The 24,224-nt window shown below is 61.8% G+C and carries 19 protein-coding genes; 12 read left to right on the forward strand and 7 right to left on the reverse strand.

All coding sequences use genetic code 11. From position 1 onward, the window contains the following. Positions 1-329: 329 nt before the first annotated feature. Complete coding sequence (mrdA, locus tag AC1Q8Q_RS19385) at positions 330-2,222, forward strand: penicillin-binding protein 2 (protein ID WP_492615380.1); 1,893 nt, start codon at positions 330-332, stop codon at positions 2,220-2,222. A 265-nt stretch (positions 2,223-2,487) separates the two neighbouring features. Here the strand turns inward: mrdA and sorB are convergent, their stop codons facing one another. Further along, positions 2,488-3,135, reverse strand: a complete 648-nt coding sequence (sorB, locus tag AC1Q8Q_RS19390; RefSeq protein ID WP_492615381.1) for a SorB family sulfite dehydrogenase c-type cytochrome subunit — start codon at positions 3,133-3,135, stop codon at positions 2,488-2,490. Between the two features lie 10 nt (positions 3,136-3,145). Next, entirely contained in the window at positions 3,146-4,387 is a 1,242-nt protein-coding gene (gene sorA / locus AC1Q8Q_RS19395) for a SorA family sulfite dehydrogenase catalytic subunit (RefSeq protein ID WP_020795725.1), read from the reverse strand. A 426-nt stretch (positions 4,388-4,813) separates the two neighbouring features. Between sorA and AC1Q8Q_RS19400 the strand changes: the two genes are divergently transcribed. Genes AC1Q8Q_RS19400 through qhpG form a run of 4 tightly spaced genes read left to right on the forward strand, consistent with a single transcriptional unit; the run spans position 4,814 to position 10,417 of the window. Further along, a complete protein-coding gene (locus tag AC1Q8Q_RS19400; RefSeq protein WP_020795724.1) occupies positions 4,814-6,718 on the forward strand; it encodes a sigma-54-dependent Fis family transcriptional regulator in 1,905 nt (634 codons plus the stop codon). Further along, positions 6,718-8,436 carry an ABC transporter ATP-binding protein gene (locus tag AC1Q8Q_RS19405; protein ID WP_033042722.1) on the forward strand — a complete coding sequence of 573 codons (1,719 nt, stop codon included), beginning with the start codon at positions 6,718-6,720 and terminating at the stop codon, positions 8,434-8,436. The genes AC1Q8Q_RS19400 and AC1Q8Q_RS19405 overlap by 1 nt, the downstream gene beginning before the upstream one ends. Before the next feature lie 5 nt (positions 8,437-8,441). Then, positions 8,442-9,119, forward strand: a complete 678-nt coding sequence (gene qhpE / locus AC1Q8Q_RS19410; RefSeq protein ID WP_033042719.1) for a subtilisin-like serine protease QhpE — start codon at positions 8,442-8,444, stop codon at positions 9,117-9,119. Further along, on the forward strand, positions 9,116-10,417 hold the full coding sequence (gene qhpG / locus AC1Q8Q_RS19415; protein ID WP_492615382.1) for a flavin-dependent monooxygenase QhpG: 1,302 nt from the start codon (positions 9,116-9,118) through the stop codon (positions 10,415-10,417). The genes qhpE and qhpG overlap by 4 nt, the downstream gene beginning before the upstream one ends. A 116-nt stretch (positions 10,418-10,533) precedes the next feature. Here qhpG and AC1Q8Q_RS19420 read toward each other — a convergent pair whose 3' ends face one another. After that, complete coding sequence (locus AC1Q8Q_RS19420; RefSeq protein WP_492615383.1) at positions 10,534-12,024, reverse strand: aldehyde dehydrogenase family protein; 1,491 nt, start codon at positions 12,022-12,024, stop codon at positions 10,534-10,536. A gap of 500 nt (positions 12,025-12,524) precedes the next feature. On the opposite strand from AC1Q8Q_RS19420, the gene peaA reads away from it, so the two are divergent. From peaA to peaD, 4 genes are all read left to right on the forward strand, one after another. After that, positions 12,525-14,105, forward strand: a complete 1,581-nt coding sequence (gene peaA, locus AC1Q8Q_RS19425) for a quinohemoprotein amine dehydrogenase subunit alpha (RefSeq protein WP_033042473.1) — start codon at positions 12,525-12,527, stop codon at positions 14,103-14,105. Between the two features lie 82 nt (positions 14,106-14,187). Beyond that, positions 14,188-15,618, forward strand: a complete 1,431-nt coding sequence (gene peaB / locus AC1Q8Q_RS19430) for a quinohemoprotein amine dehydrogenase maturation protein (protein ID WP_492615384.1) — start codon at positions 14,188-14,190, stop codon at positions 15,616-15,618. A 1-nt stretch (position 15,619) separates the two neighbouring features. Continuing rightward, the gene (gene qhpC / locus AC1Q8Q_RS19435) at positions 15,620-15,943 is read left to right on the forward strand and encodes a quinohemoprotein amine dehydrogenase subunit gamma (RefSeq protein ID WP_007971075.1); all 324 of its coding nucleotides are present in this window, start codon (positions 15,620-15,622) and stop codon (positions 15,941-15,943) included. A gap of 24 nt (positions 15,944-15,967) precedes the next feature. Next, positions 15,968-17,086, forward strand: a complete 1,119-nt coding sequence (peaD, locus tag AC1Q8Q_RS19440; RefSeq protein ID WP_020795717.1) for a quinohemoprotein amine dehydrogenase subunit beta — start codon at positions 15,968-15,970, stop codon at positions 17,084-17,086. 129 nt (positions 17,087-17,215) lie between these two features. Here peaD and AC1Q8Q_RS19445 read toward each other — a convergent pair whose 3' ends face one another. Next, positions 17,216-17,617: a lysozyme inhibitor LprI family protein gene (locus tag AC1Q8Q_RS19445; RefSeq protein ID WP_168758692.1), complete on the reverse strand. Its 402-nt coding sequence runs from the start codon at positions 17,615-17,617 to the stop codon at positions 17,216-17,218. A 146-nt stretch (positions 17,618-17,763) separates the two neighbouring features. On the opposite strand from AC1Q8Q_RS19445, the gene AC1Q8Q_RS19450 reads away from it, so the two are divergent. Then, a complete protein-coding gene (locus AC1Q8Q_RS19450) occupies positions 17,764-18,252 on the forward strand; it encodes an SRPBCC family protein (RefSeq protein ID WP_033042975.1) in 489 nt (162 codons plus the stop codon). A gap of 261 nt (positions 18,253-18,513) precedes the next feature. Here the strand turns inward: AC1Q8Q_RS19450 and inhA are convergent, their stop codons facing one another. Further along, a complete protein-coding gene (inhA, locus tag AC1Q8Q_RS19455) occupies positions 18,514-19,194 on the reverse strand; it encodes an isonitrile hydratase (RefSeq protein ID WP_492615385.1) in 681 nt (226 codons plus the stop codon). An 89-nt stretch (positions 19,195-19,283) separates the two neighbouring features. Here inhA and AC1Q8Q_RS19460 point away from each other — a divergent pair, with 89 nt between their 5' ends. After that, positions 19,284-20,267, forward strand: coding sequence for a GlxA family transcriptional regulator (locus AC1Q8Q_RS19460; protein WP_033042973.1), 984 nt, complete (start codon positions 19,284-19,286; stop codon positions 20,265-20,267). 12 nt (positions 20,268-20,279) lie between these two features. Here AC1Q8Q_RS19460 and AC1Q8Q_RS19465 read toward each other — a convergent pair whose 3' ends face one another. Continuing rightward, entirely contained in the window at positions 20,280-20,669 is a 390-nt protein-coding gene (locus tag AC1Q8Q_RS19465; protein WP_033042971.1) for a hypothetical protein, read from the reverse strand. A gap of 237 nt (positions 20,670-20,906) precedes the next feature. Beyond that, on the reverse strand, positions 20,907-22,733 hold the full coding sequence (locus tag AC1Q8Q_RS19470) for a glycoside hydrolase family 15 protein (RefSeq protein WP_020795709.1): 1,827 nt from the start codon (positions 22,731-22,733) through the stop codon (positions 20,907-20,909). Between the two features lie 259 nt (positions 22,734-22,992). On the opposite strand from AC1Q8Q_RS19470, the gene AC1Q8Q_RS19475 reads away from it, so the two are divergent. Then, positions 22,993-24,189 (forward strand): MFS transporter, encoded by a 1,197-nt coding sequence (locus AC1Q8Q_RS19475; RefSeq protein ID WP_492615386.1) that lies wholly within the window; start codon positions 22,993-22,995, stop codon positions 24,187-24,189. The last annotated feature ends 35 nt before the right edge of the window (positions 24,190-24,224 follow it).

Here is a 24,224-nt window from a genome sequence, read left to right on the forward strand (position 1 = left end):
TTTCCCCATGTGAGAGTAGGTCATCGTCAAGATTAAATTCCAAAACCCCTATCTGCGCATGCAGGTAGGGGTTTTGTTTTTGTGCCCGATTTTCCCCTGTAGGAGCGAGCATGCTCGCGAAGAACCGGAGAGCGCCACGGTATATCAGGCCCCAGCCTTATCGTTAACGACCATCGTCGAAACGCCGCCCGGAGCATGCTCGCTCCTACACAACTTAAAGAAAATGACACGAAAGCGATCACTCCGTTTTGGTATGGTGCAGCTCGTTTTTTTAGCGGCCCGTTTTCAAACCAGGGATCGGTGTTTCTTTCCAAAGAGTTGCCACAGAAATGCCTCAGCCGATTCCGATCAAAGACCATGAAAAAGAGACGCGACTGGTCAACAAGCGACTGATGGCCTGCGCTTTGTTCGTCGGCGCCATTACCTGTGCACTGGTGGTGCGCCTGTACGTCCTGCAGGTGGTGGAATTTGAGTATCACTCCACGATTTCCGAAAACAACCGAGTGCATGTGCTGCCGATCACGCCTACCCGTGGCTTGATCTATGACCGCAATGGCGTGGTCCTGGCGGACAACCGGCCCAGCTATAACCTGACCATCACTCGCGAACGCGCCTCCGATGTCAACCAAGAGCTGGACGAAGTGGTCAACCTGCTGCACCTGCCGGCTGAAGACCGCACGCTGTTCGACAAGGCGATGAAACAGGCGCGGCACCCGTTTGTGCCGGTAACCTTGTTCTATGAACTGAGCGAGGAGCAGATCGCGGTGTTGGCGGTCAATGAGTTCCGCTTGCCGGGCATCGATGTCGAGCCGCAGTTCGTGCGCCATTATCCGTTGGGCGAACACTTCGCGCATTCAGTCGGCTATGTCGGACGGATCAACGAGAAAGAGTCCAAGGTGCTGGATACGGTCGAGTATCGAGGCACCCAATCCATCGGCAAGACCGGGATCGAAAAATTCTACGAGTCGCAACTGCACGGTCATGTCGGTTACGAGGAAGTTGAAACCAATGCCCAGGGCCGCGTGTTGCGCGTACTCAAGCACACGGACCCGGTGCCCGGTGAAAACATCGTCCTGAGCCTGGACGTCAAGCTGCAGGAGGCCGCCGAGCATGCCTTGGGCGATCGTCGTGGCTCGGTGGTCGCGCTTGATCCGTCGACCGGTGAAGTGCTGGCCATGGTCAGCAACCCGAGTTTCGATCCCAACCTGTTCGTCACCGGTATCAGCTCCAGGGAATATTCGACGCTACGCGATTCCATTGACCGACCGCTGTTCAACCGAGTGCTGCGCGGGCTCTACGCGCCGGGCTCGACCATCAAGCCCGAAGTCGCGATTGCCGGGCTCGACGCCGGCATCGTCACGCCGCAGACCCGAGTCTTCGATCCGGGGTATTACCAACTCCCGGACTTCGATCACAAGTACCGCAACTGGAACCACAGCGGCGACGGTTGGGTGGACATGGACGCGGCGATCATGCGTTCCAACGACACCTACTTCTACGACCTCGCGCACAAGCTGGGCATCGATCGGCTGCATGACTACATGGCCATGTTCGGCCTCGGGGAAAAGGTCTCGCTGGACATGTTCGAAGAGTCTCCCGGCTTGATGCCGTCCCAGGCCTGGAAGCGCGCCACGCGTCGTCAGCCATGGTTCCCTGGTGAAACCGTGATCCTTGGCATCGGCCAGGGCTATATGCAGGTCACACCGCTGCAACTGGCCCAGGCCACGGCGCTGATCGCCAACAAAGGCGTGTGGAACCGTCCGCACCTGGCCAGGACCGTGGACGGTGTCGCGCCCGTAGACGAGCATCCGATGCCGAACATCCTGCTCAAGGACCCGCGCGACTGGGAGCAGGTCAACCACGGCATGCAGATGGTCATGCACGATGCCCGCGGTATCGCCCGCGCGTCGGCAGCGGGGGCGCAATACCGTATTGCCGGCAAGAGTGGTACCGCGCAAGTGGTGGCGATCAAGCAGGGCGAGCGTTATAACCGCGAGAAAACCCGCGAGCGCAACCGCGACAATGCCCTGTTCGTCGGTTTCGCCCCGGCCGAACATCCGCAAATCGTGATTTCGGTGATGATCGAAAACGGCGAGGCCGGCGGTCGTGTCGCCGGCCCTGTTGTGCGGCAGATCATGGACGCCTGGCTACTTGATCAGGACGGTCATCTCAAGCCGCAATACGCAGTGCCGAGCAAGGTACCGGGCGATCCTCACGTCTGAATCCTGCGTTCGGCATGGATGATCCCATGCCACCATGCCTTCAAGATCGATCCTTTGTCAGGCCCTGTGTCGCGTTCTCTAATGTCGGAAAGCTGAGTGATCCAGGTCACGCTCCTCTGTAGGAGCGAGCCTGCTCGCGATGGACTTCCAGACAACGCGCACATCCAGGCAGGGCGCGGTATCGTTCACGTCCATCGCGAGCAAGCTTGCTCCTGCAATGGATTGCGTCCAGACCTGTAATCAGGTCGGCTGTCTTACGGCCGGCTCACTGGTGCAGGATGAACGTCGCCAGGCTGTGCAGATTCTCCGGGCTTAACTGCGCAAAAGGTGGCATCGGGTTATCCCCCCATTTGCCGCTACCGCCGTGCGCAATGCTGGACGTAACCTTGGCTAGTGCCTGCGGGTCGTTGGCGTATTTGGCAGCCACATCTTTATAAGCCGGGCCGACGACCTTGTGATCGATCGCATGGCAGGACAGGCACGCGTTGTTCTGCAGCAAGGCCGTGGCGTCGACTTTTGCCACAGGGGCTGGCGTGGGTTGGCCCGCCGACGGATTCGAGGCGGCTTGCACATCGGCATCGCTCGCCTTTGCACTGCCGTACGTGGCCGCCAGGTAGGCGCCGATAATGGTCACGTCCTGATCGCTGATCGGCGCACCGTACACGTGCTGCATCTTGCCCGCTTCCGCCGTCCACTGTGCCAGGCTCATGCCCGGAGGCTGGAAGCTGATGTAATCGGCAGAATGGCAGGTGGAGCATTTCTGCTGGGCCAATGGGTAGCCGGGCAGCGCACTGGGTTTGAACGCAGCCGTTTCGGGCGGCAAGGTGATCGACAGTGGCGCTGCGCTGGCCATGCCAGCCAGGAAAATTTGCGCCGCGCACAGCCAGCGGGTCATGAATTTCATGGATTTCATGCAGCTCTCCTCAAGCGACGGTCACGTGGCTGGTTTCGATGACGTGGCGGCGGTAACCGGCAGGGTTCCAGTCGGCTTGCAGCGGTTGCGTCTCGCCCGCGCTGTTGCTGGCTCGTACCATCAACTGCGTGGCGCCCTTGCTGGTGAAGGTGATTGCCAGCGTCCACTCGCGGAAAGAGAAACGGCCAAGGTCCTGCCCGAGGGTGGCTTCACGCCAGACTTTTCCGCCGTCGATGGATATTTCCACCTTGTTGACCCCGGCACCGCCATCGAACGCAATGCCCTTGAGCACCACGCTTTTATTCAACGGCAACACATCGCCCTGCTTAACGCTGGTGATGAAGCTGCGCACCGGTAGCTTGGAGATCGGCCGGGTTTGCGTCGGCGTGGTGCCGGGGGCGATGCAGAAACAATCGTTATCCGGGACTCGATAACCTTTAGCCATGAAGAAGCCGTCGTAAACATGGTCGAGCACTTCGATCTCGCTCAGGTGCTTGACCCAGTACGTGCCGAAATAGCCGGGCACTACCAAACGTATCGGGTAACCGTTGAGGAAGGGCAGGTCGGTGCCGTTCATCGACCAGGCGATCATGGGTTCACCGTCCATGGCATGGCTGATGTCCAGTGCCTTGATGAACTCCGGCGTGCTTGGCAACACAGGCTTGTCGAGGCCGCGGAACGTCACTTGCCTGGCATCGTTTTTCACTCCGGCCTTTTTCAATACGGCCTTGAGCGGCACCCCTATCCAGCGTGCATTGCCCATCGAACCATTGCCCAACTGAGCACCAAATACGCGCGGCATCGAGAAACCTCGGCTGTTCCCCGAGCACTGATTGACGGCCACCACTTCTACCGGCTGCGCCAGAGCCTTGAGCTCTGCCAGGGACAGTGACAGCGGAGTGTCGACCGCACCCTTGACGGTCAGACGGTACGTATCCGGATCGATGCTGGTGGGGAAATTGGCCAGGTGATAACGCACGAAAAACGCGTCATTGGGCGTGATCGGCCCTTCGTTGAAGACTGCGAAAGGCGTCTCCAGGTGCGGTGGGCGAGTGGTCACCAGGGTCAACGGCCGTTTTTGCGGGTATTGCACCAGCGGCCGTGGACCCGCCGCGAAGGTCACTTCTTCGGCGGTTTCGCCGGTTGCCCTGGCGAAGCTGGCCAAGGGCGAGGCGGCCAAAGCCAGGGTGACAGCATCGCGTAGTACGCGTCGGCGGGTGAGCTTGCTGTTATCGAGAAAACTGAATTTCATTCTGCGCTCTCTTTGATTGTTTTTCTGAGATGCAACCGACAACCCCCGTCAGGGCTCAGAGGTATCGGGCTAGACGTGTCGCGTCACTGTTCGATGAGCAAACTAGTATCGTCACGCGCAGGTTGTCTGCTTCTCATTGGGCGTCAGGGATTTAGCAATCGATGACAGTTTGGCGGCGCTGAGTCTTTCGGTGTCTGCTCCATGGCTATCGCGGGCAAGCCCGCTCCCACAGTGACCGAGCTGAGTCAAAAAACTGGGAGCGATGCGAGCCTGTGGGAGTTGGCTTGCCAGCGATGAACGATAACCCGGTCCACCTGCCGGAACACAAGTGCCCTACGGCACTTGCCATCGCCCTTACGTTAACGTAAAGATTGCTCCAGGGCGCCGACGCATGAAGGCGCAAGGGCGGACGACCCGGAGCGCTTGATGACGCTAATAAAAACAAACTCCCCCAAACTTCACCGCGAAGCCCGGCTGGCCCGGGAAAAACTGCATCTGGAAGGCGAAGTCCCGAACGGCGTCCTGCGCGCGGAAATCGATGCTTCCTGGCGGCGCAGCCTCAGCCATGGCGTGCATTTCAATGCCAAGCATGAGCTGGCGCTGGAATCGAGTGCCAGCGTCGACGTATTGCTGGCGAGCAATCGCCTGTTGATCGATGCAGCGTTACCGGCGATCGATTACCTGGCCGAACGCCAAGGCAAGGAAGGGCTGATCATCCTCGCCAACTCCGACGCCACCATCCTTGCCGTCGAAGGTCGCGCCGACCGCCTCAAGGGCAGTGGCCTGCAAGACATCACCCTCGGCGCCTGCTGGAGCGAAGCCGCGCGTGGCACCAACGCCCTGGGCACGGCACTGGTCGAAGCCCGACCAACCCTGATCGATTGCGGCGAACATTACCTGGATCGCCTCAGTGACTTTTCCTGCACGTCGGTGCCGATCCATTGCCCCCAGGGCGACATCCTCGGCGTCCTCGACCTGACCCGCGAAGGCCCGCTGGGCCGCGCCCATGACAGCACCGCGCTGTTGGCCATGGCCGTCAGCCAGATCGAGAGCCGCGTCTTCAACGCAAGCTATCCGGACGAAATCGTCCTGGCGTTCCACAGTCGCCGGCAGTACCTCGAGTCGCCATGGCAGGGCCTGCTGGCGGTAAGCCTGGGTGGGCAAATCCTTGCGGTCAGCGCACAGGCCTGTCAGTTGTTGCATGCCGAACGTTCAGTGCTGGTCGGTCGGCGCTGCGAAGAGTTTCTTGGCGTCGATGGCCTGCAATTGCTGGCACGTCTGCACCAGGGCGGCGTCGGCAGCCTGCAGACCGCCAAAGGCGAATTCTTCTACAAAACCCTGCGCGCGCCGCAACGTTCGATCAACGTCGGTAACCCGCCACGCAGCGTCGCCAAAACCGCCAAGGCGCAACCGGACCTGGAATCCCTGGCCGGCAGCAATGCCCGCTATGCCCGTGCCCTGCGCATGGCCCGACAAGGCCTGGCCAACCAGTTGCCGGTATTGCTCCTGGGGGAAACCGGCACCGGCAAGGAAGTCATTGCCCGCGCCCTGCACATGGCCGGTAGCCGCTGCGACAAACCCTTCGTCGCGGTCAACTGCGCGGCGATCCCCGAAGGCCTGATCGAGTCGGAACTGTTCGGCTACCGCGAGGGCGCGTTCACCGGATCGCGTCGCGGCGGCATGGTCGGACGACTGCAACAGGCTCACGGCGGCACCTTGTTCCTCGATGAAATCGGCGACATGCCGCTGGCCTTGCAGGCCCGCCTGCTGCGCGTACTGCAGGACCGCAAGGTCGCGCCACTGGGCGCCGGCGAAGAGCAGGACATCGACGTCGCGCTGATCTGCGCGACCCACCGCGACCTCAAGCGCCTGGTGCAGGACAAGCACTTTCGCGAGGACCTGTTCTACCGGGTCAACGGCATCAGCGTGATGCTCCCGGCGCTGCGCGAGCGCGAGGATTTCAGCGCGCTGGTCGGCCGACTGCTGGCCAGGCTCGATGCGCCGAACGTAGTCCTGCACGACGACTTGAACCGCTTGCTCGAGGGTTATCACTGGCCGGGCAACATCCGCCAGCTGGAGATGGTCCTGCGTACCGCGCTGGCCATGCGCGAACCGGGGGAGACCGTGCTCACCCTCGATCACTTGCCGGACAGCATGCTCGACGACCTCAACGCCGGCGAACGACCCCAGGCCGGCAGTATCCGGGAAAACCAACTGGAGATGATCCGCCAGTCCCTGGACAGCCACCAGGGCAACGTCTCGGCCGCTGCCGACGCCCTGGGCATCAGCCGCGCAACTTTGTATCGCAAGCTCAAGCAGCTGCGCCCGTGATGCAGCGCCTGATCGTGCGGCTGATCGACAGCCAGAACCCCGAGGCCCTGCAAGCCGCATTACGCTGGCTATACAGCTTTGTGCGCCCGCACCGTCTGGCGATTGCCGGGCTGCTGGGGCTGTCGGTTTGTGCCTCGGCGTTGGTGCTGGTGCAGCCGTGGCTGACCAAGTTGCTGATCGACGATGGCCTGCTGGCGCGCAATTTCCCGATGCTGGTGTTGATCGCCGGGTTGATGATCGTCGCGGGATTGCTGGGTACGGCGTTGTCGGGGATCAATCGTTACCTGCACACGCGCTTGTCCGGGCGCATGCTGTTCGCCCTGCGCGATGACCTGTATCGGCATTTGCAGACCCTGTCACCGAGCTTCTACGGCCAGCGGCGCATCGGTGACCTGATGTCGCGTCTCGATGGCGACGTGGCGGAGATCCAGCGCTTTGCCGTGGATTCATTATTCTCGGCGGTGTCCAGCGTGATCGGCCTGGTGGTGGCCGTGGCCATGCTGCTGACGCTGTCGTGGAAACTGTCGCTGCTGGCGCTGGTGCTGATTCCCCTCGACGTGCTCTGGCTGCGCTGGATGCGGCGCAAGGTCGAGCGCGATGTGCGGCAGTTGCGTGAGCGCTCGGCGGACATGTCCTCGTTCATGGTCGAGACGCTGCCGGTGATGAAGTTCATCCAGTCTGCCGGCCAGCAACAGCGCGAGGCGCGACGACTGGAGAGCCTGGGCCAGGGCTACATGAGCCAGTTGCTGCGCCTGCAGGTCACCGAGTTTTTCACCCAGGCCGTGCCGGGCACGCTGACCTCGCTGTCGCGCGCCTGTGCGTTCCTGATTGGCGGGTATTGGGTCGTGCAGGGCACTTGGCAATTGGGCGCATTGATCGCGTTTTCCACTTACCTGGGCATGGCCGTCGGGCCGGTCCAGAGTCTGCTGGGGCTTTATGTGGCGATTCAGCGCATGACCGTCAGCCTCGGGCGGGTGATGGAGTTGCGCGGCGAGGAAGCCACCGTACTCACCCCCGAAACACCGAAAACGATGCCGGGTTCTGGCGAGCTGCGCTTCGATGACGTGCACTTCAGTCATCCCGGTCGCCCGACCACCCTGCGAGGCATTGAGGCGCGGATTCCCTACGGTTTGAAAGTCGCCCTGAGCGGCGGCTCCGGGGTTGGCAAATCGACCCTGATCGATCTGCTGCAACGCCACCACGACCCGCAGTCCGGGCGGGTGCTGCTGGGGGACGTGGATGTGCGCGAACTCGACCTGTTCGAGTTGCGCCGGCGCATTGCCGTGGTCAGCCAGGACATCGTGCTGTTTCGCGGCAGCCTGGCCGACAACCTGGCCTACGCCGTGCCCGACGCCAGCCGTGAAGCGATCGCCGACGTCGCGCGGCTGGCGCAACTCGACAGCCTGATCGCGACCTTGCCCGAAGGCCTCGACAGTCCGTTGGGGGAGCGCGGCCAGCAGTTGTCCGGCGGGCAGAAACAACGCATCGCCATTGCCCGCGCCCTGTTGCAGGACCCACTGATCCTGGTGCTCGACGAGGCCACCTCGGCGGTGGACGAAGCCACCGAGCGCGAAGTGATCGAAGCCATCGACCGCCTTTTTGCCGGGCGCACGCGCATCCTGATCAGCCATCGTCCTTCGACCCTGGCCGATGCCGATTTGCGCTTTGAATTGCTCGACGGCGTACTGGTGTCGAAAACGCTGTTGCATGAGGCCTGAGCCTTATGAATCCTGAGCTGCGCATTGGTGTGGTGGACAGCGGTCACTCGACCGCGCAACGGGTGCAGGTCGTCGCCGGGCGGCGTTTTTCCCTGGTGGAAGACGGGCTGAGCGAAAGCGACTTGCGTGATGATCCGTTGGGCCATGGCAGCGCTGTGATCGAAGCCATCGGCCGGCGTGCACCCTCGGCACTGTTTTGCGTGGCGCAAGTATTCGACCGACGCGGGGTGACCAGCGCCTTGCAGATCGCCACGGCCATCGACTGGCTGGTGGCGCAGGACGTGCGCTTGATCAATCTGAGCCTGGGTTTGCGCCAGGATCGCAACCTGTTGCGGGCTGCTTGCGCATTGGCGGTGGGCCAGGGCGTATTGCTGTGCGCGTCCAGCCCGGCCCAGGGTGAAGGGGTGTTTCCGGCGAATTATCCACAGGTGCTGCGGGTGACCGGCGATGCGCGCTGCGCCGAACTCGAATGGTCATGGCTCGACAGTGCCCAGGCGGATTTCGGCGCGTGCGTGCACGGTACTTATCCGGGGCAGTCCGGCGCCAGTCTCGGTTGCGCGGCGTTGAGCGGGCACATTGCGGCATTCCTGGTGGCGAATCCCGACGCCAGCAATGAACAGGTCGTCGAATATCTGCGCCACAACGCCCGTTACCGTGGCCCTGAACGGCGTATCGGGCCATGACCGCGATCGTCATCCTGGGCGCCGGGCCCGCGGGCGCGGCAGTAGCACTGGGGCTGCGACGACTGGGGTATGCCGTTACGCTGGTCAGCGAATGGCGGCGTTTTTCCGCCCTTGAAGGTGTTTCCCAGCGGGTGCTGGAGGCGTTGCGCGGCGCCGGACTGCAACAGGCGCTGGCGCAGGCGACGTTGCCCTCTCAACGGCAGGTGAACTGGAACGGCCAGCAGCACGCGCAGAACGTCGAGTTCCTGCTCGACCGTCCGACCTTTGACTGCGGCCTGCGCGAAGCCTTGCGCCTGGCCGGTGTTGAGCTGATCGAGGGTCGGGTGTTGGCGGTCCAGGCAGTCGCCAGTGGTCATCGAATCGAGATTGACAGTGGCCAGGCAGTGATTGCGGACTTTCTGGTGGAAGCCCGTGGCCGCCAGGCGCCCGCCCTGGGCAAAGGCTTGCGCGGGCCGGAGACGGTCAGCCTGCTCAATCGCTGGCAGGGCACGCCGGGCAACACCGCCAGCGCCGTGGAAAGCCTTGAGGATGGCTGGGCATGGATGGCGCGGCGGGCCGACGGCCAGTGTTATTGGCAATGGACGGTGGATGTGGCCAGCGCCGCTCTGCCGGGCAAGGCACAACTGCTCGAGTACTGTCGACAGCGGCGCCAGGCATCGTCGCTCGCCCAGGCGTTTTTCGCTGTCGACCCCGAGGTTGATTTGCAGTTGCATGCCCGCAGCAGCACGGCGATTCTCAGCCCGCAGGTGTGCGGCGACAATTGGATTCGGGTCGGTGATGCGGCGATGGCGGTCGACCCGTTGTCGGGCAACGGCATCTTCCAATCCCTGTCCTCTGCGTTGCAGGCGCCGACGGTGATCAACACCTTGTTGCGCAAACCCGAACGAGCGGCGCTGGCCCGGCGTTTTCATCAACAGCGGGTGGAGCAGCTGTTTCTCCGGTTTGCGCGGATAGGTCGGGATTTTTATGCCGATGAACAGCGTTGGGTCGATCAGCCGTTCTGGCAGGCGCGGCGGCACTGGCCGGATGCCGAGGTGGCCCATGCCGAGGCGGATTTCAATGCACTGCGGATCGAGCGGGCGCCGGTGCTGCGTAACGGGTTTGTCGATGAGGCCGAGGTGGTGATCACGGCGGATCAACCGTTGGGGATCTGGCATGTGCAGGGGGTGGAGTTGGCGCCGTTGGTGCGGCAGTTGCGGACCGAGCCTGCCGAACAAGCGCTGGCTGGATTGACTGTAGAGCAGGGGAGGATGGTCAGGAGTTGGTTGTTGGCTCAGGGTTTCAAACCAGCGCACTGATCGTTCCCACGCTCTGCGTGGGAATGCCGCCAGGGACGCTCCGCGTTCCGCTTCTGGAGGTGACGCAGAGCGTCACAGGATGCATTCCTTTGCTGCGCGTGGGAACGATCAGTGGGTCAGAGCTTGATCAACACCGACTTCAACTCGGTGTAATGCTCGATCGCCGCATACCCCATCTCTCGCCCCACCCCCGACATCTTGTAGCCACCAAAGGGCAGCGCCGGGTCCAGGGCGCTGTGGCAGTTGACCCACACTGAACCGGACTTGATCCGTGGGATCATCCGGTGCACCGCCGCCAGGTCATTGGACCAGATGCTCGCGCCCAACCCATAAGGGCTGTCATTGGCCATGCGCAGGGCATCGGCTTCGTCATCGAAGGGAATCGCCACCAGTACCGGGCCGAAGATTTCCTCCTGCACCAGCGAATGCTTTTGATCGACGTCGACGATCACCGTCGGCTTGACGAAAAAGCCCGGCCCGAACTGCTCGCCACCGCAGGCGATGGTCGCGCCGCTTTCACGGCCCTTTTCTATGTAGCCGTAGACCCGCGCCTGTTGCCGTGCCGAGATCAACGGCCCCATTTCCACGCTCGGGTCCAGGCCGTTACCCAGTTTCATGGCGTTGGCGATATCGCTGATGTCCGCCACCACATTGTCAAAATGCTTGCGCTGCACATACAGACGCGAGCCTGCGCAGCAGACCTGGCCCTGGTTGAAGAAGATCGCGCTGGCGGCACCGGCTGCGGCGGTTTTCAGGTCGGCATCGGCCATCACGATCGTTGGCGACTTGCCGCCCAGCTCCAGGGTCACCCGGGTCATGGAATCCATGGCGATCTTGCCGATCTGCTTGCCCACGGCGGTGGAGCCGGTGAAGGTCAGCTTGTCCACCAACGGGTTGTGAGTCAGCGCGGAGCCTGCGGTGATGCCGGTGCCGGTGACCACGTTGAACACGCCCTCGGGGTAACCCGCCTCGAGCACAAGCTCGGCGAGCTTCAGCGCGGTGAGCGGGGTTTCGTCGGCGGGTTTGAGCACCACGGTGCAGCCGGTGGCCAGGGCCGGGCCGAGTTTCCAGCAGGCCAGCAACAGCGGGAAGTTCCAGGCGACGATGGCGCCGACAACGCCCACCGCTTCGCGGCGGATGAAACTGTGGAACTGGTCGTTGGGCATCAGCGGCGCCGACACGTCGACCGTGGAGCCTTCGATCTTGGTCGCCCAACCGGCCATGTAGCGCAGGAAATCGATGGCCAACTGCACGTCCATCACTTGCGCCACCGCCGCGCTTTTGCCGTTGTTCAGGCATTCCAGCTGCGCCAGGAGCTCGGCATCGCGCTGCATCAGGTCGGCCAGTTTCCACAACAGATTCTGCCTCTCCCGTGGGCGGGTGCGGGTCCAGGCCGAATCATCGAACGCCTGGCGGGCGGCGAGGACGGCGCGGTCGACGTCTTCCGGTGTGGCCCGTGGCACCACACACAGCACTTCGACGGTGGCGGGGTTGTGCAGGGGCATCGTCTGGCCGTCGGCGGCCTCGACCCAGTCGCCACCGATGAGCATGCGCGGCGCGCGCTGGATAAATGCCGAAGTGGCGGGAAGCAGGTTGGGAAGCGACATGATGAAACCTCGTCTTGTTCGTGTGGCGAGGTCTTTCGCAATGGCTGTGCCAGTTGTGTTTATTTGGGTGAAACATCGATTTGGTGGGGCTTGCGGGTTATTGACCAATGAAAAGGAGGTGAGCTGACGTCGCAAATTGCGACGCAGTGAGACATGCGAAGATCAAAAGATCGCAGCCTGCGGCAGCTCCTACAGGTGTATGCCGATTCCCGTGTAGGAGCTGCCGCAGGCTGCGATCTTTTGATCTTGATCCTATGCTTGTCTCAGAGTGCAACAGATGTCGCGATATTAGACGCGGGACGTCAGGTTTAGCAGTCGTCAATCACCCTGTATTTAACCTAAGCAATTGATAAAAAACACGATTCACAAGCTGGCACGCTCCGTGTATTGCTCATCGCAGACGTTTCTCCTGCCACCGTCAGCGGCTTGCCGCCGGCGGCAGAAACCCAAAAAACGATAAGCCACAAAAATAAGAAAGCACCGTGCGAGGTTCGACGTTGATGAAGAGAAAACTCCGTTCAGGCATGAGCGCCAGTCTGCTGGCCATCGCAGCTTGCGTGGCCCTGCATTCGCCTCACAGCCTGGCAGCCCGCGATGCCCAGACCATCCTCAAGGAAACCTGTCAGGGCTGTCATACCCCCGAAGCCGATAACGCCCTGAGCCGCATCAGCCACCAGCGCAAGACGCCGGAAGGCTGGCTGATGAGCATTGCGCGCATGCAGACCATGCACGGTTTGCAGATCAGCGATGAAGATCGCCGCACCCTGGTCAAGTACCTGGCCGACACACAGGGCCTGGCGCCGAGCGAGACCGACGGCGTGCGTTATGCCCTGGAGCGTCGGCTCAACACGGTCGAGCAGTTCGACGACCAAACCAGCCAGATGTGCGGCCGCTGCCACTCCGGTGCGCGGGTGGCCCTGCAACGGCGTCCGGCCCAGGAGTGGGAACGCCTGGTGAACTTCCACCTTGGCCAATGGCCGTCCCTGGAGTACCAGGCACTGTCGCGCGACCGCGACTGGTTCGACCTGGCGCGCAAAGAGATGGTGCCGCTGCTGGCCAAGCGTTATCCGCTGGACAACCCGGCCTGGAAAAAATGGCAGAGCGCCGCGCCAAAAGCCGAAGCCCTGGTGGGTGACTGGAGCTTCAGCGGTCACTTGCCGGGCAAAGGCGAATTGGCCGGTGTGATGAGCGTGACCGCCGATGGCAGTGATACCTTCAAGGTCAGCGTCAAAGGCCAATACGCCGACGGCACGCCGTTCAACGGTGACGGCAGCGCGATTCTCTATACCGGCTACGAATGGCGCGGCAACGTCAGTATCGATGGCGTGACCATGCGCCAGGTGTTCGCCGTCCAGGGCAACGCCATGCAGGGCCGGATGTTCGAGGCCGAGCACGACGAGCGCGGCCTGGATTTCGTCGCGGCCAAGCAGGGTTCCCAGCGTTTGCTGGCGGTGCAGCCGGGCTATGTGAAGGCTGGCAGCGAAAGCGAAGTCACCCTGATCGGCAGCGGCCTGGACGGCAAGCCGAACTTCGGCAAAGGCGTGGAAGTGCTCGAAGTCATCGAGCAGAGCCCGCAGCGGATCAAGGTCAAGCTCAAGGCCGCCGCCAATGCGCAACCGGGGCTGCGCGCGGTCACCGTTGGTACGCTCATGGGCCCGAGCCTGTCGGTCTACAGCAAGATCGACCAGGTCAAGGTGGTGCCCGAGTTCTCAGTGGCGCGGATCGGCGACGGCGGTGGTTCGACGCCGAAAGTCCAGGGCCGTTTCGACGCCGAAGCCTGGGGCAAGGGCGCCGATGGCAAGCCGTATCGCATCGGCGTATTCCCGGCGCAGTGGAAGGTCGAAGCCTTCGACGACCGCGCCAGGGAAGACGAAGACGTCAAGTTCGCCGGCACCATGCAGGCCGACACCGGTGTGTTCACCCCGGGCGATGCCGGGCCGAACCCGGCCCGCAAGATGTCCACCAACAATGCCGGCAACCTCAAGGTGATCGCCGCCGTCGACGACGCAGGGACCTCCCTGACCGGCGAAGGCCACATGATCGTGACCGTGCAACGCTGGAACAATCCACCCATTCCATGAGTGGTGCTGATCGACAGCGATTCAGACACTTTTCGGAATGACCGCACGCCCCGCCACGCGGGGTCTGCACAGGAGGTTTGCAATGGGCGCTATCTTGAATCTGGTCGAACGTAACCTGCACGAAGTGCAGGTCGATGCCGACCGCATGCTGTTTCACATCCCCAGCAGTTCGCTGTTCGCCAGCGATGAACTGACGGGCACCATCATCGATACCCTGCGCGGTCCGGGTTGTACTTCGGACGACCTGATCCAGCGTCTTGCCGCGCGTTTCAATGGCGAGGAGATCACCGAGACCCTGCGTGAGCTGATGGCCCTGGAACTGGTCAGCGACGGCTCGCCACTGACGCCGGACATCGCCACCAAACGGGTCGAGCGCACGGCGATCAATACCGTGGTACTCAACGTCAACACCGGCTGCAACCTGAGCTGCACCTACTGCTACAAGGAAGACCTCGACAAGCCGTCGGCCGGCAAGAAAATGGACGTCGAGACCGCCATCGCCTCGGTGGAAATGCTGCTGCGCGAATCGCCGGATGAAGAGCGTTTCACGGTGGTTTTCTTTGGCGGCGAGCCATTGAGCAATCGCAAGCTGATCGAGTACATGGTCGATTACTGTGAAAAGCGTTTTCGCGAAGCCGGCAAGTTCGTCGAGTTCGTCATGACCACCAACGCCACGCTGCTCACCGAAGAGACCGTGGACTATCTCAATGCCCACCGCTTTGGCTTGTCAGTGAGCATCGACGGGCCGAAAACCGTGCACGACCGCAACCGCATCACCGTGGGCGGGCAGGGCACCTACGACGTGGTGCGGCGCAAGGCCGAGATGCTGCTGTCGCGCTATAACAGCCGTCCGGTGGGCGCGCGGGTGACCTTGACCACCGGTGTTACCGACATCGAAACCATCTGGGATCACCTGTTCAACGAACTGGGGTTTTCTGAAGTCGGGTTTGCCCCGGTGACGTCGGGCGATATCAGCAGCTTCAACCTCACCAGCGACGAGCTGATCGAAGTCTTCGCCAGCATGAAACGCCTCGGTCGACGTTATCTGGAAGCGGCACTGGAGCACCGCAACATCGGTTTCTCCAACCTGCACCAGCTGATCACCGACATCCACGAAGGCCACAAGAAAGCCCTGCCATGCGGCGCGGGCCTGAAGATGCTGGCGGTGGATCACAAGGGCGAACTGAACCTGTGCCACCGTTTTACCGGTTCGAGCCTGCCAACCTTCGGCAACGTGCACAGCGGTGTGAAACAGGTGGAACTGAACGACTTCCTGTCCCAGCGCCTGGACCGCACCAACACCGGCTGCGAAGACTGCCAGATCCGCAACCTGTGCTCCGGCGGCTGCTACCACGAGAGCTACGCCCGCTACGGCGATCCGACGCACCCGACCTATCACTACTGCGAACTGATGCGTGACTGGGTCGACTTCGGCATCGAGGTCTACACCCGGATCATGGCCAATAACCCTGCGTTCATCAGCAGCTACATCACTCCGCGCAAGGCTCACTGATATGAAACATCTCAAGGCAATCAATAACAAAGCGTTGAAGCTGGATCAGGCCGCGGATGAAAACCGCATTGAAGAAGTGGTGGCGATGAGCTCCGTGGCGGGCTGTGCGTCGACCACCGACCCGGGCTGGGAAATCGATGCGTTTGGCGGTGTGTCGTCGCTCTGCCAGCCGATGGAAGCCGACCTGTATGGCTGTTCCGACCCGTGCTGGTGGCCGGCCCAGGTGCCGGACATGATGAGCACCTACCCGGACTGGAACAAGGATGCCCAGGCGTCCAACGAAAACTGGCGCAACCTCGGCACTGTCTTCCCGAAAGACAAGTGATCAGATAATAAGAAGGATTCCAGCATGCACAGCATCAACGCCTGCGGCCTGGCCGCTTTCGCCCTCCTGAGCACCTGCGCGCTCAGTGTCCTGGCCGATGAAAACACCGCATTGCAAGACGGTCACGAGTACATGGTGACCACCAACTACCCGAACAACCTGCACCTGATCGACCTGGCCACCGACACCTTGTACAAGACCTGCAAGATGCCGGACGCCTTCGGTCCCGGCACCGTGCAGCTGTCGCCTGATCGCAAGACCGCCTACGTGCTGAACAATCACTATGCGGATGTCTATGGCGTCGAGCTGGACAGCTGCAAGCAGGTGTTCCACGCCAGCATCACCCAGAAACCGGGGGAGAAAGCCAAATCGATGTTCGCCTTCACCGTCAGCCATGACGGCAAGGAGCTGTACACCATCGCCAACCCGACGCTGATGATGAACGATCGCTACGAAGTGCAGCAGCCCCGGCTCGACGTGTACAAGACTGACGCCGGCATGGACGCCAAGCCGGTGCGCAGTTTCCCTGCGCCGCGCCAGCTCACCATCATGCAGAGCGGTGACGACGGCACGCTGTACGTCGCCGGGGCGGATGTCTACAAGGTCAATGTGCAAACCGGCAAGTTCGACGTGTTGATCCCCAGCCGTCACTGGAAACGCCCGAACTACAGTGCGCCCGACGTGCTCTACGTGTGGAACCAGCAAACCTACCGGCATGATTTCTCGCTGCTCTACACCGCGGCGAAATTCAAGGACAAGAAGCAGGACCCGGCCACCGCCGAATACCTGTACGGCCTGTTCAGTGTCGACCTGAAGACCGGCAAGACCGAAACCACCGACTTCGGGCCCCTGACGGAAATCTACTTCAGCGGCATGCGTTCACCGAAGGATCCGAACCTGATGTTTGGCGTGCTCAACCGCTTGGCCAAGTACGACATCAAGGAAAAGAAGATGCTCCAGGCGGCGACGCTTGATCACTCCTACTACTGCATTTCCTTCAACAAGGAAGGCAGCAAGATCTATCTGGCCGGTACGTTCAACGATGTGGCGATCTTCGATGCCGACAGCTTGAAGCAGGTGGGCAAGATCAAGTTGCCGGGTGGGGATATGGCGATCACCACGGCGCAGATTTTTGTGCGGTAACTGCGGCGCCTGAACTGACGCCTTCGCGAGCAAGCCCGCTCCCACATTGGACCGCGATCGTCCTGACGAAACTCGATCAAATGTGGGAGCGGGCTTGCTCGCGAAGAGGCCCTCAAAAACGGCGAAAAATCAAACCCCCGGCACCGGACACCCCAAATCCCCCTCCTGGCACTTCAGGTAAGTCTTGAACGTCTCCACCCGCGCCTTGGTCGATTCGGTCACGCAATTGCTGTAGATCAGCGGATAAACACTCCCACCCTCCACCCCGGAAGCCGAAAACTTGCACTCGGCATCGCGAAACGCAATCCACGAACGTTGTGCGCCCACCAGCAGCTTCTTGCTGTCGGGGTTACCCTTCAAACGTGTGGTGATCTGCTGGTAAAGCGCATTCAACTCCTTGTCAGCCGCGGCATGCTGCTGCGCTGCACACTGGTTCATCGTGGCCTGGTCGCTGGCGTTATCGCAGTCCAGGGCCTGGGCCAGGGGAGTGAACAGCAAAGGTGTGAGTGCCAGAAGAAAGCGTGAGTACATGCAGGAGGCTCGCTGTGACAGGGGAATTTGCGCCAGTGTAGCGATGCAAAGACGACGATTTCGACAACTGACAGCGGATGGATACAACTTTCGGGCTGGACTTGTGGTCTTAGAGGCCTACTGTTGTTCATTACAGGAGGTGACGTATGAAACCAGTACCCAATAGTTTTGAACGCAAAATCATGCTCAAGTCGCCCCGCGCCCATGTATGGCGTGCCTTGGTCGATGCCGAGGCGTTCGGTCAATGGTTTGGCGTTGCGCTCGAAGGCAGGCGGTTCATCGCCGGCGAGTGGACGCAGGGGCAGGTTACGTATCCCGGTTATGAACATGTGTTGTGGAACGTGCTGGTCGAGCGGGTCGAGCCCCAGCAATTGTTTTCCTTTCGCTGGCACCCCTACGCGGTCAATCCCAGGATCGACTACTCCCAGGAGCCCACCACGCTGGTCAAATTCGAACTGCAGGATTATGAAGACGGCACCTTGCTCAAGGTGTCCGAATCAGGTTTCGCTCACATTCCCGACGTACGCCAGAAGGAGGCGTATTACATGGACAGCCGTGGCTGGGAAGAGCAATTGAGCCGACTCGAACAATTCCTCGCCGAAAACGCCAAGGCCCGCGAGCGTGGGAGTGAGTGATGGCAGTACAGCTATAGCGAATGTCTTACACGCGGTTACAACTATGTCGTCTGTTACATATTGGATCCGATGCGTATTCTAGCCCCATCCACTGAGGTACAGGGAGTGCTCTCAGGATCATGGATGATCGGCCATTGGCAGGGAATGCTGACGACAGGGAGTTGTAATGGTCTTGGAAGAACCCGCTTCGGCGGGTTTTTTTATGGGCGTCAGAAAAACCTGGCTGCTCGAACCGCAGTTCTCGCAGCCAGGATTTCCTTGTCAGCCGAGTTTCGCCGCCGCCCGCTCGGTGATTTGCGCTCGCAGTTTCAATGACCCGGCGGCCCGTTGGCGAGCTTGCGCCAGTACGCGCGCGGGCGCCGTTTGCGGGCTACCCGCCTGGAATGGCGGCGCAGGGGCATATTCCAGCTGCAGCTGCACCAGCTCGGCGGTGTCCTGATCGAACAGCTCTGCCGCCAGGGTCAGGGCAAAATCAATGCCTGCGGTTATTCCCCCGCCGGTCAGCAGATTACCGTCGCGCACCACCCGATCCGCCACCGCAATCGCTCCCAGTGGCGCCAGCAACTCGTGATACGCCCAGTGGGTGGTGGCGCGCCTGCCCTTGAGCAGCCCCGCCGCACCGAGCACCAGCGCCCCGGTGCAAACCGACGTCACATACCGTGCGTTGGCGGCCTGGGCCTTGATGAACGCCAGGGTTGGCTCATCCTCCATCAACGGCCCGACCCCGCTGCCACCGGGTACGCAAATCACATCCAGCGCCGGGCAGTCGTCAAAGGTAACGGTCGGTTTGAGTATCAGTCCGGTGCTGGCGGTGATGGGCATCAGGTCCTTCCAGATCAGATGCACCTTCACATCCGGTAGAGACGCCAGAACGTCGTACGGGCCGGTAAGGTCGAGTTGCTGCACCTGTGGAAACAACAGAAAACCGATCTGCAAGGTCATGGTGTATTTCTCCTGAAGTGGGTGGACGCCTTTACTGTAGGGGGCTAGGATTTGGCGTATCCGCCAATCACCCCACGAATTACGCCAGCATGTCGAAAACCGTTCATGTGCTCGCCTTCGCCAATGTGCAAGTGCTTGATGTCACCGGGCCGTTGCAGGTGTTCGCGTCCGCCAATGACATCGCCCGCCAGCAAGGCTCACCGCCCCCTTATGCGCCGACGGTGATAACCGGTGGCGGCGGGGCGGTAATGTCGTCGGCGGGCCTGGCGTTGCTGGCCGAGCCTTTACCCGAGCAGGGCAGCGACACCTTGATCATCGCCGGCGGCTGGGGCGTCTATGCGGCGGCACAAGACCCTTCACTGGTCAGTTGGGTACGCGAACACGCGGCAAAGTGCCGGCGAGTGGCATCGGTGTGCACCGGGGCGTTTTTGCTGGCGGCCAGCGGCTGGCTCGATGGCCGGCGCGTGGTCACCCACTGGACCCGTTGCGAACAGTTGGCGCAACAACACCCACGCCTGCAGGTCGAGCCCAATCCGATCTTTATCAATGACGGCCCGGTCTGGACCTCGGCCGGCGTCACCGCCGGTATCGACCTGGCGTTGGCGATGGTCGAAGCCGACCTTGGCCGGACCATGGCCCTGGACGTCGCCCGGCAATTGGTGGTGTTCCTGAAACGCCCTGGCGGCCAATCGCAATTCAGCGTGACCTTGTCTTTGCAGAAAGAAGGCAATCGTTTCGACGAACTTCATGCCTGGATCAGCGAAAACCTCAGCAAGGACCTGGGCATTCCAACCCTGGCCAACCAGGCCGGCATGAGCGAACGCAGCTTCGTGCGCCACTACCGCGCCGACACCGGCCAAACCCCGGCCCGGGCCATCGAACAGATCCGCGTCGAAACCGCACGACGCCTGCTCAGCGATACCGGCGTGCCCATCAAGCGGGTGGCCGTGCAATGCGGATTCGGCAGCGAAGAAACCCTGCGCCGCAGTTTTCTGCGGGCCATCGGGGTGACTCCGCAGGCTTATCGCGAGCGGTTTTCGGTCAGTGCCGCAGCAGATCCAGTAGTGCCTTGAGTGTCAGCTTGATCACTCATTCGTTTCCGCTATCTGGTTGAAATACTTGGTCCGATCCGGTGTAAACATCACGACCATTTTCGTGCGTGAACAGGTCAGCACGCGCTCTTCGCCCAGATCCACATCCAGATCTTCCCCGCGCAAGCCCTGCCATTGGGCGAGGTATTTGAGGGAGCCGTATTTCTCCAGCTTCTTCAGGCTGCGATTGACGCCACCTTTCCAGCCCAGCACTGGCAGTTCGCCGGCCAGGCATTGCTGGGCGAGGTCGGGGAAGCGGGCAGCGCGCTGGCGGCCGACTTCCCAGCATTTGATCAGGCCCTTGTCGTGGGCTTCCCACAGTTCGTTTCGGTTCAGGCCGGTTCGAAGGGGGAGGTCGATGCTGCGGTGGATGCGTTGGGACATTCTTTTTCCTTGAATTCGGGTTTTGTTGGACAGCTCCGCTGTGCCCGTTGATTGGGGATGTTAGGTGGGGTTGTAGCGCCTGGCAACAAGGTATTTCCGGGTGTTTTGTTTAAAAAATGTCGGACGCCGGCCTACACAAAACCGTTGCCGGACGTCGGATCTGTAGGAGCCAGGCTTGCCGGCGAAAGCAATTTCAAGGACGCCTTTACCGGCATGTCTGGCTCCTACAGGTAGTATTCAAGGCTGCCAAAAACCCTTCTCGCCGCTGAGCTTGCGATCCAGAAAACACGCCGCGCTGATCAACGCCAGGTGCGTCAGGGCCTGTGGCGTGTTGCCCATGTGCCGTCCCCGGCTGTCGAATTCTTCGGCGTACAGTCCCAGCGGGTTGGCGTAGCGCAACAGTTGCTCGAACTCCAGATGGGCCTTTTCCACGTGGCCGGCCCGGGCCAGGCATTCGACGTACCAGAATGAACAGGCGGCGAATGCGCCTTCGGTACCGGGCAGGCCGTCGATGTGTTGATCGTCATTGTGGTAGCGGTAGACCATGCCGTCGCGCACCAGGTTTTTCTCGATGGCCTCAAGGGTCGCGAGCCAGCGCGGGTCCTTGGCGCTGACGAAACGCACCAGCGGCATCAGCAGCATCGCGCCGTCGAGACCGGTGCCGCCGATGTGCTGCACGAAGTGCCCGCGTTCGTCGTTCCAGAAGTTTTGCCAGATGTCTGTGTAGATATCCTGGCGTGTCTGGTCCCAGCGGGCGAATGGCGCGGGCAACGAGCGTTTCGAGGCGAGACGGATCGCCCGGTCCAAGGCGACCCAGCACATCAGTCGCGAGTGCAGGAAGTGGTGCTGTTCGCCGCGCATTTCCCAGATGCCGACGTCCTCCTGCTGCCAGGTTTCGCACACTTGATCGACGACTTCCACGGTGTGCTTCCAGCCTTCGTGGGAAATGGCTTCGCCGTATTTGTTGACCAGGTACACCGCGTCCAGCAGTTCGCCGAAGATATCCAGCTGGACCTGCGCATACGCCAGGTTGCCGATGCGCACGGGAGTGGCGCCGCCGTGGCCGGACAGGTGCGAGAGTTCGATTTCCGGCAGTTCCTGTCGGCCGTCGATGCCATACAGGATATTGAGTTTCATCGGTTTGCCGCGACAGTCGCTGACCCGCCCGCGCAACCAGCGCATATAGGCGTTGGCCTCTTCGGTGAAGCCCAGGCGCATGAAGGCATAGACGGTGAAGGATGCGTCGCGGATCCAGGTGTAGCGGTAATCCCAGTTGCGTTCTCCGCCGAGGGTTTCAGGTAGGCCAAAGGTCGCCGCGGCGAGGATCGCGCCGTGTTTGCGCGAGGTCAAAAGCTTCATCGCCAGGGCCGAGCGGTTGACCATTTCCCGCCAGCGGCCGCGGTAGTTGGAGAGGCCGATCCAGTCGCGCCAGAACTTCAGCGTGCGTTCCAGGCATAGCGTTGTCGCCCCTTCCTTGAAGCGCGGATCGTCAACGGCACCCAGCAGGAACTCCGCGGTCTGGTCCTGCTTGAGGGTGAAATCGGCGACGGCTGCCTGCCCGTCAATGCGCAATGGCTGATCCGCCGCCAGGCGCAGGGACGGCTGGTCGGTGGCTTCGAAGATTACGTCCTGTTGATCCAGGCGGGCGAGGGTGTGGGCTCGCGCGTAGTCGTGGCGCACGGCGCAGTGCAGGTGAAACGTCGCTTGGCCGCTGACCACCCGAACCCGACGCATCAGCAGTGGCAGGTTGTCTTCGGTGTCGCCGATCGGCAACAGGTCGGTGATTTCCACTACGGCTTGATCACTGAGCCAGCGGGTTTGCAGCACGTTGGTATCGGGCAGGTAGATTTGCTCGCGGCGAGCATCCGGCAAGTCCGGGGACAGCTGGAAAATACCGGCCTCGGGCGTGTCCAGCAGCGAACAGAAAATAGACGGGCTGTCGAATTCCGGCCAGCAGAAAAAATCCACGCTGCCCTTGTCATTGACCAGCGCGGCGCTGCGCATGTCGCCGATGATGCCGTGGGCGTCGATGGGGCTTTGTCGTTCGGGGTGATGGTCGGGCATTGGCGCGGGGCTCCGGGTTACATCGAGGACCTTAATAGCTGACTGGTTTGAGCGGTGGAGAGTTCATTAGTCTGGAGCAGTGAGGTGGCTTTGCCGGCCCCTTCGCGAGCAAGCCCGCTCCCACAATGGACGGTGTGCACAGGTCAAATGTGGGAGCGAGCCTGCTCGCGAAGGGGGCTTCACATTCAACCAACAATTCGGCCCTTTCCCAGCTACCAGCCTTGTGGCAACTTGCAGGCCCTAATCGAGGCTGGCCCCCATGGCAAACCCCTACCGCGAACTGTTCAATGCCCCCGGCGCCCGAGCTTTCGTGCTGGCCGGGATGATCGCGCGCATGCCGATTTCCATGACCGGCATCGGCCTGATCACCATGCTGTCGCAGTTGCAGGGCGGCTATGGCCTGGCCGGGGCGGTGGCGGCGACCTTTGCCCTGGCCACGGCATTTTGTGCGCCGCAGGTGTCGCGGCTGGTGGATCGGTTCGGCCAGCGCCGGATCCTGCCGGTATCGGCGCTGATCGGGGGCGGCGCATTGTTGCTGGTATTGCTCTGCACCCGTTTGCAGGCGCCGAACTGGACGTTGTTTGTGTTCGCCGCGATCGCCGGCTGCATGCCGAGCATGTCGGCGATGGTCCGGGCGCGTTGGACCGAGTTGTATCGCGGCCAGCCGCAACTGCAAACGGCCTATGCCCTGGAGTCGGTGCTGGACGAAGTCTGCTTTATCGTCGGGCCACCGCTGTCGGTGGGGTTATGCGTGGTGGCGTTCCCCGAGGCCGGGCCGTTGGCGGCCTTGCTGATGCTGGCGATCGGGGTTACGGCTTTCGTGTTGCAACGCAGCACCGAGCCGCCAGTGCATGCCCATGAGGAACACCATAAAGGCTCGATCATTCGCTCCCGCGAGATTCAGTGGTTGATGCTACTGATGGTCGCCATGGGCATTATCGTTGGGGTGGTGGATGTGGTCAGCGTGGCCTTTGCCCAACAGCAGGGCCAGCCGGCCGCGGCGAGTATCGTGTTGTCGGTGTATGCGATCGGTTCGTGCCTGGCCGGATTGGCGTTCGGCGCGTTACGTTCGACAGTGCCGCTGCGGCGCCTGTTTCTTTATTGCGGCGTTGCGACGGCGGTAACGACATTGCCGTTGCTGCTGGCGGTGAACATTCTCGGGTTGTCGCTGGCGGTGTTTGTCGCCGGGCTGTTTTTTGCGCCGACCCTGATTGTCGCCATGGCTCTGGTGGAGCAGATCGTGCCGCCGGCCAAACTCACTGAAGGCCTGACCTGGCTGGTGACCGGGTTGAGCATCGGCGTGGCGATCGGTGCGGCGGGGTCGGGGTGGATGGTGGATGCGTTCGGGGCGCGCAGCGGATTTTGGCTGGCGATTGCGGCGGGGGTTGTCGTCCTCGGTTCCGCGATTGTAGGAGCGAGCATGCTCGCGATGGACCTCAACGAAAACGCTGGCTAACTGACACCCCGGGGGCTTGCTCCTCCGTCGCGAGC

The sequence above is a fragment of the Pseudomonas sp. GW823-FHT06B06 genome (genome assembly GCF_058795195.1).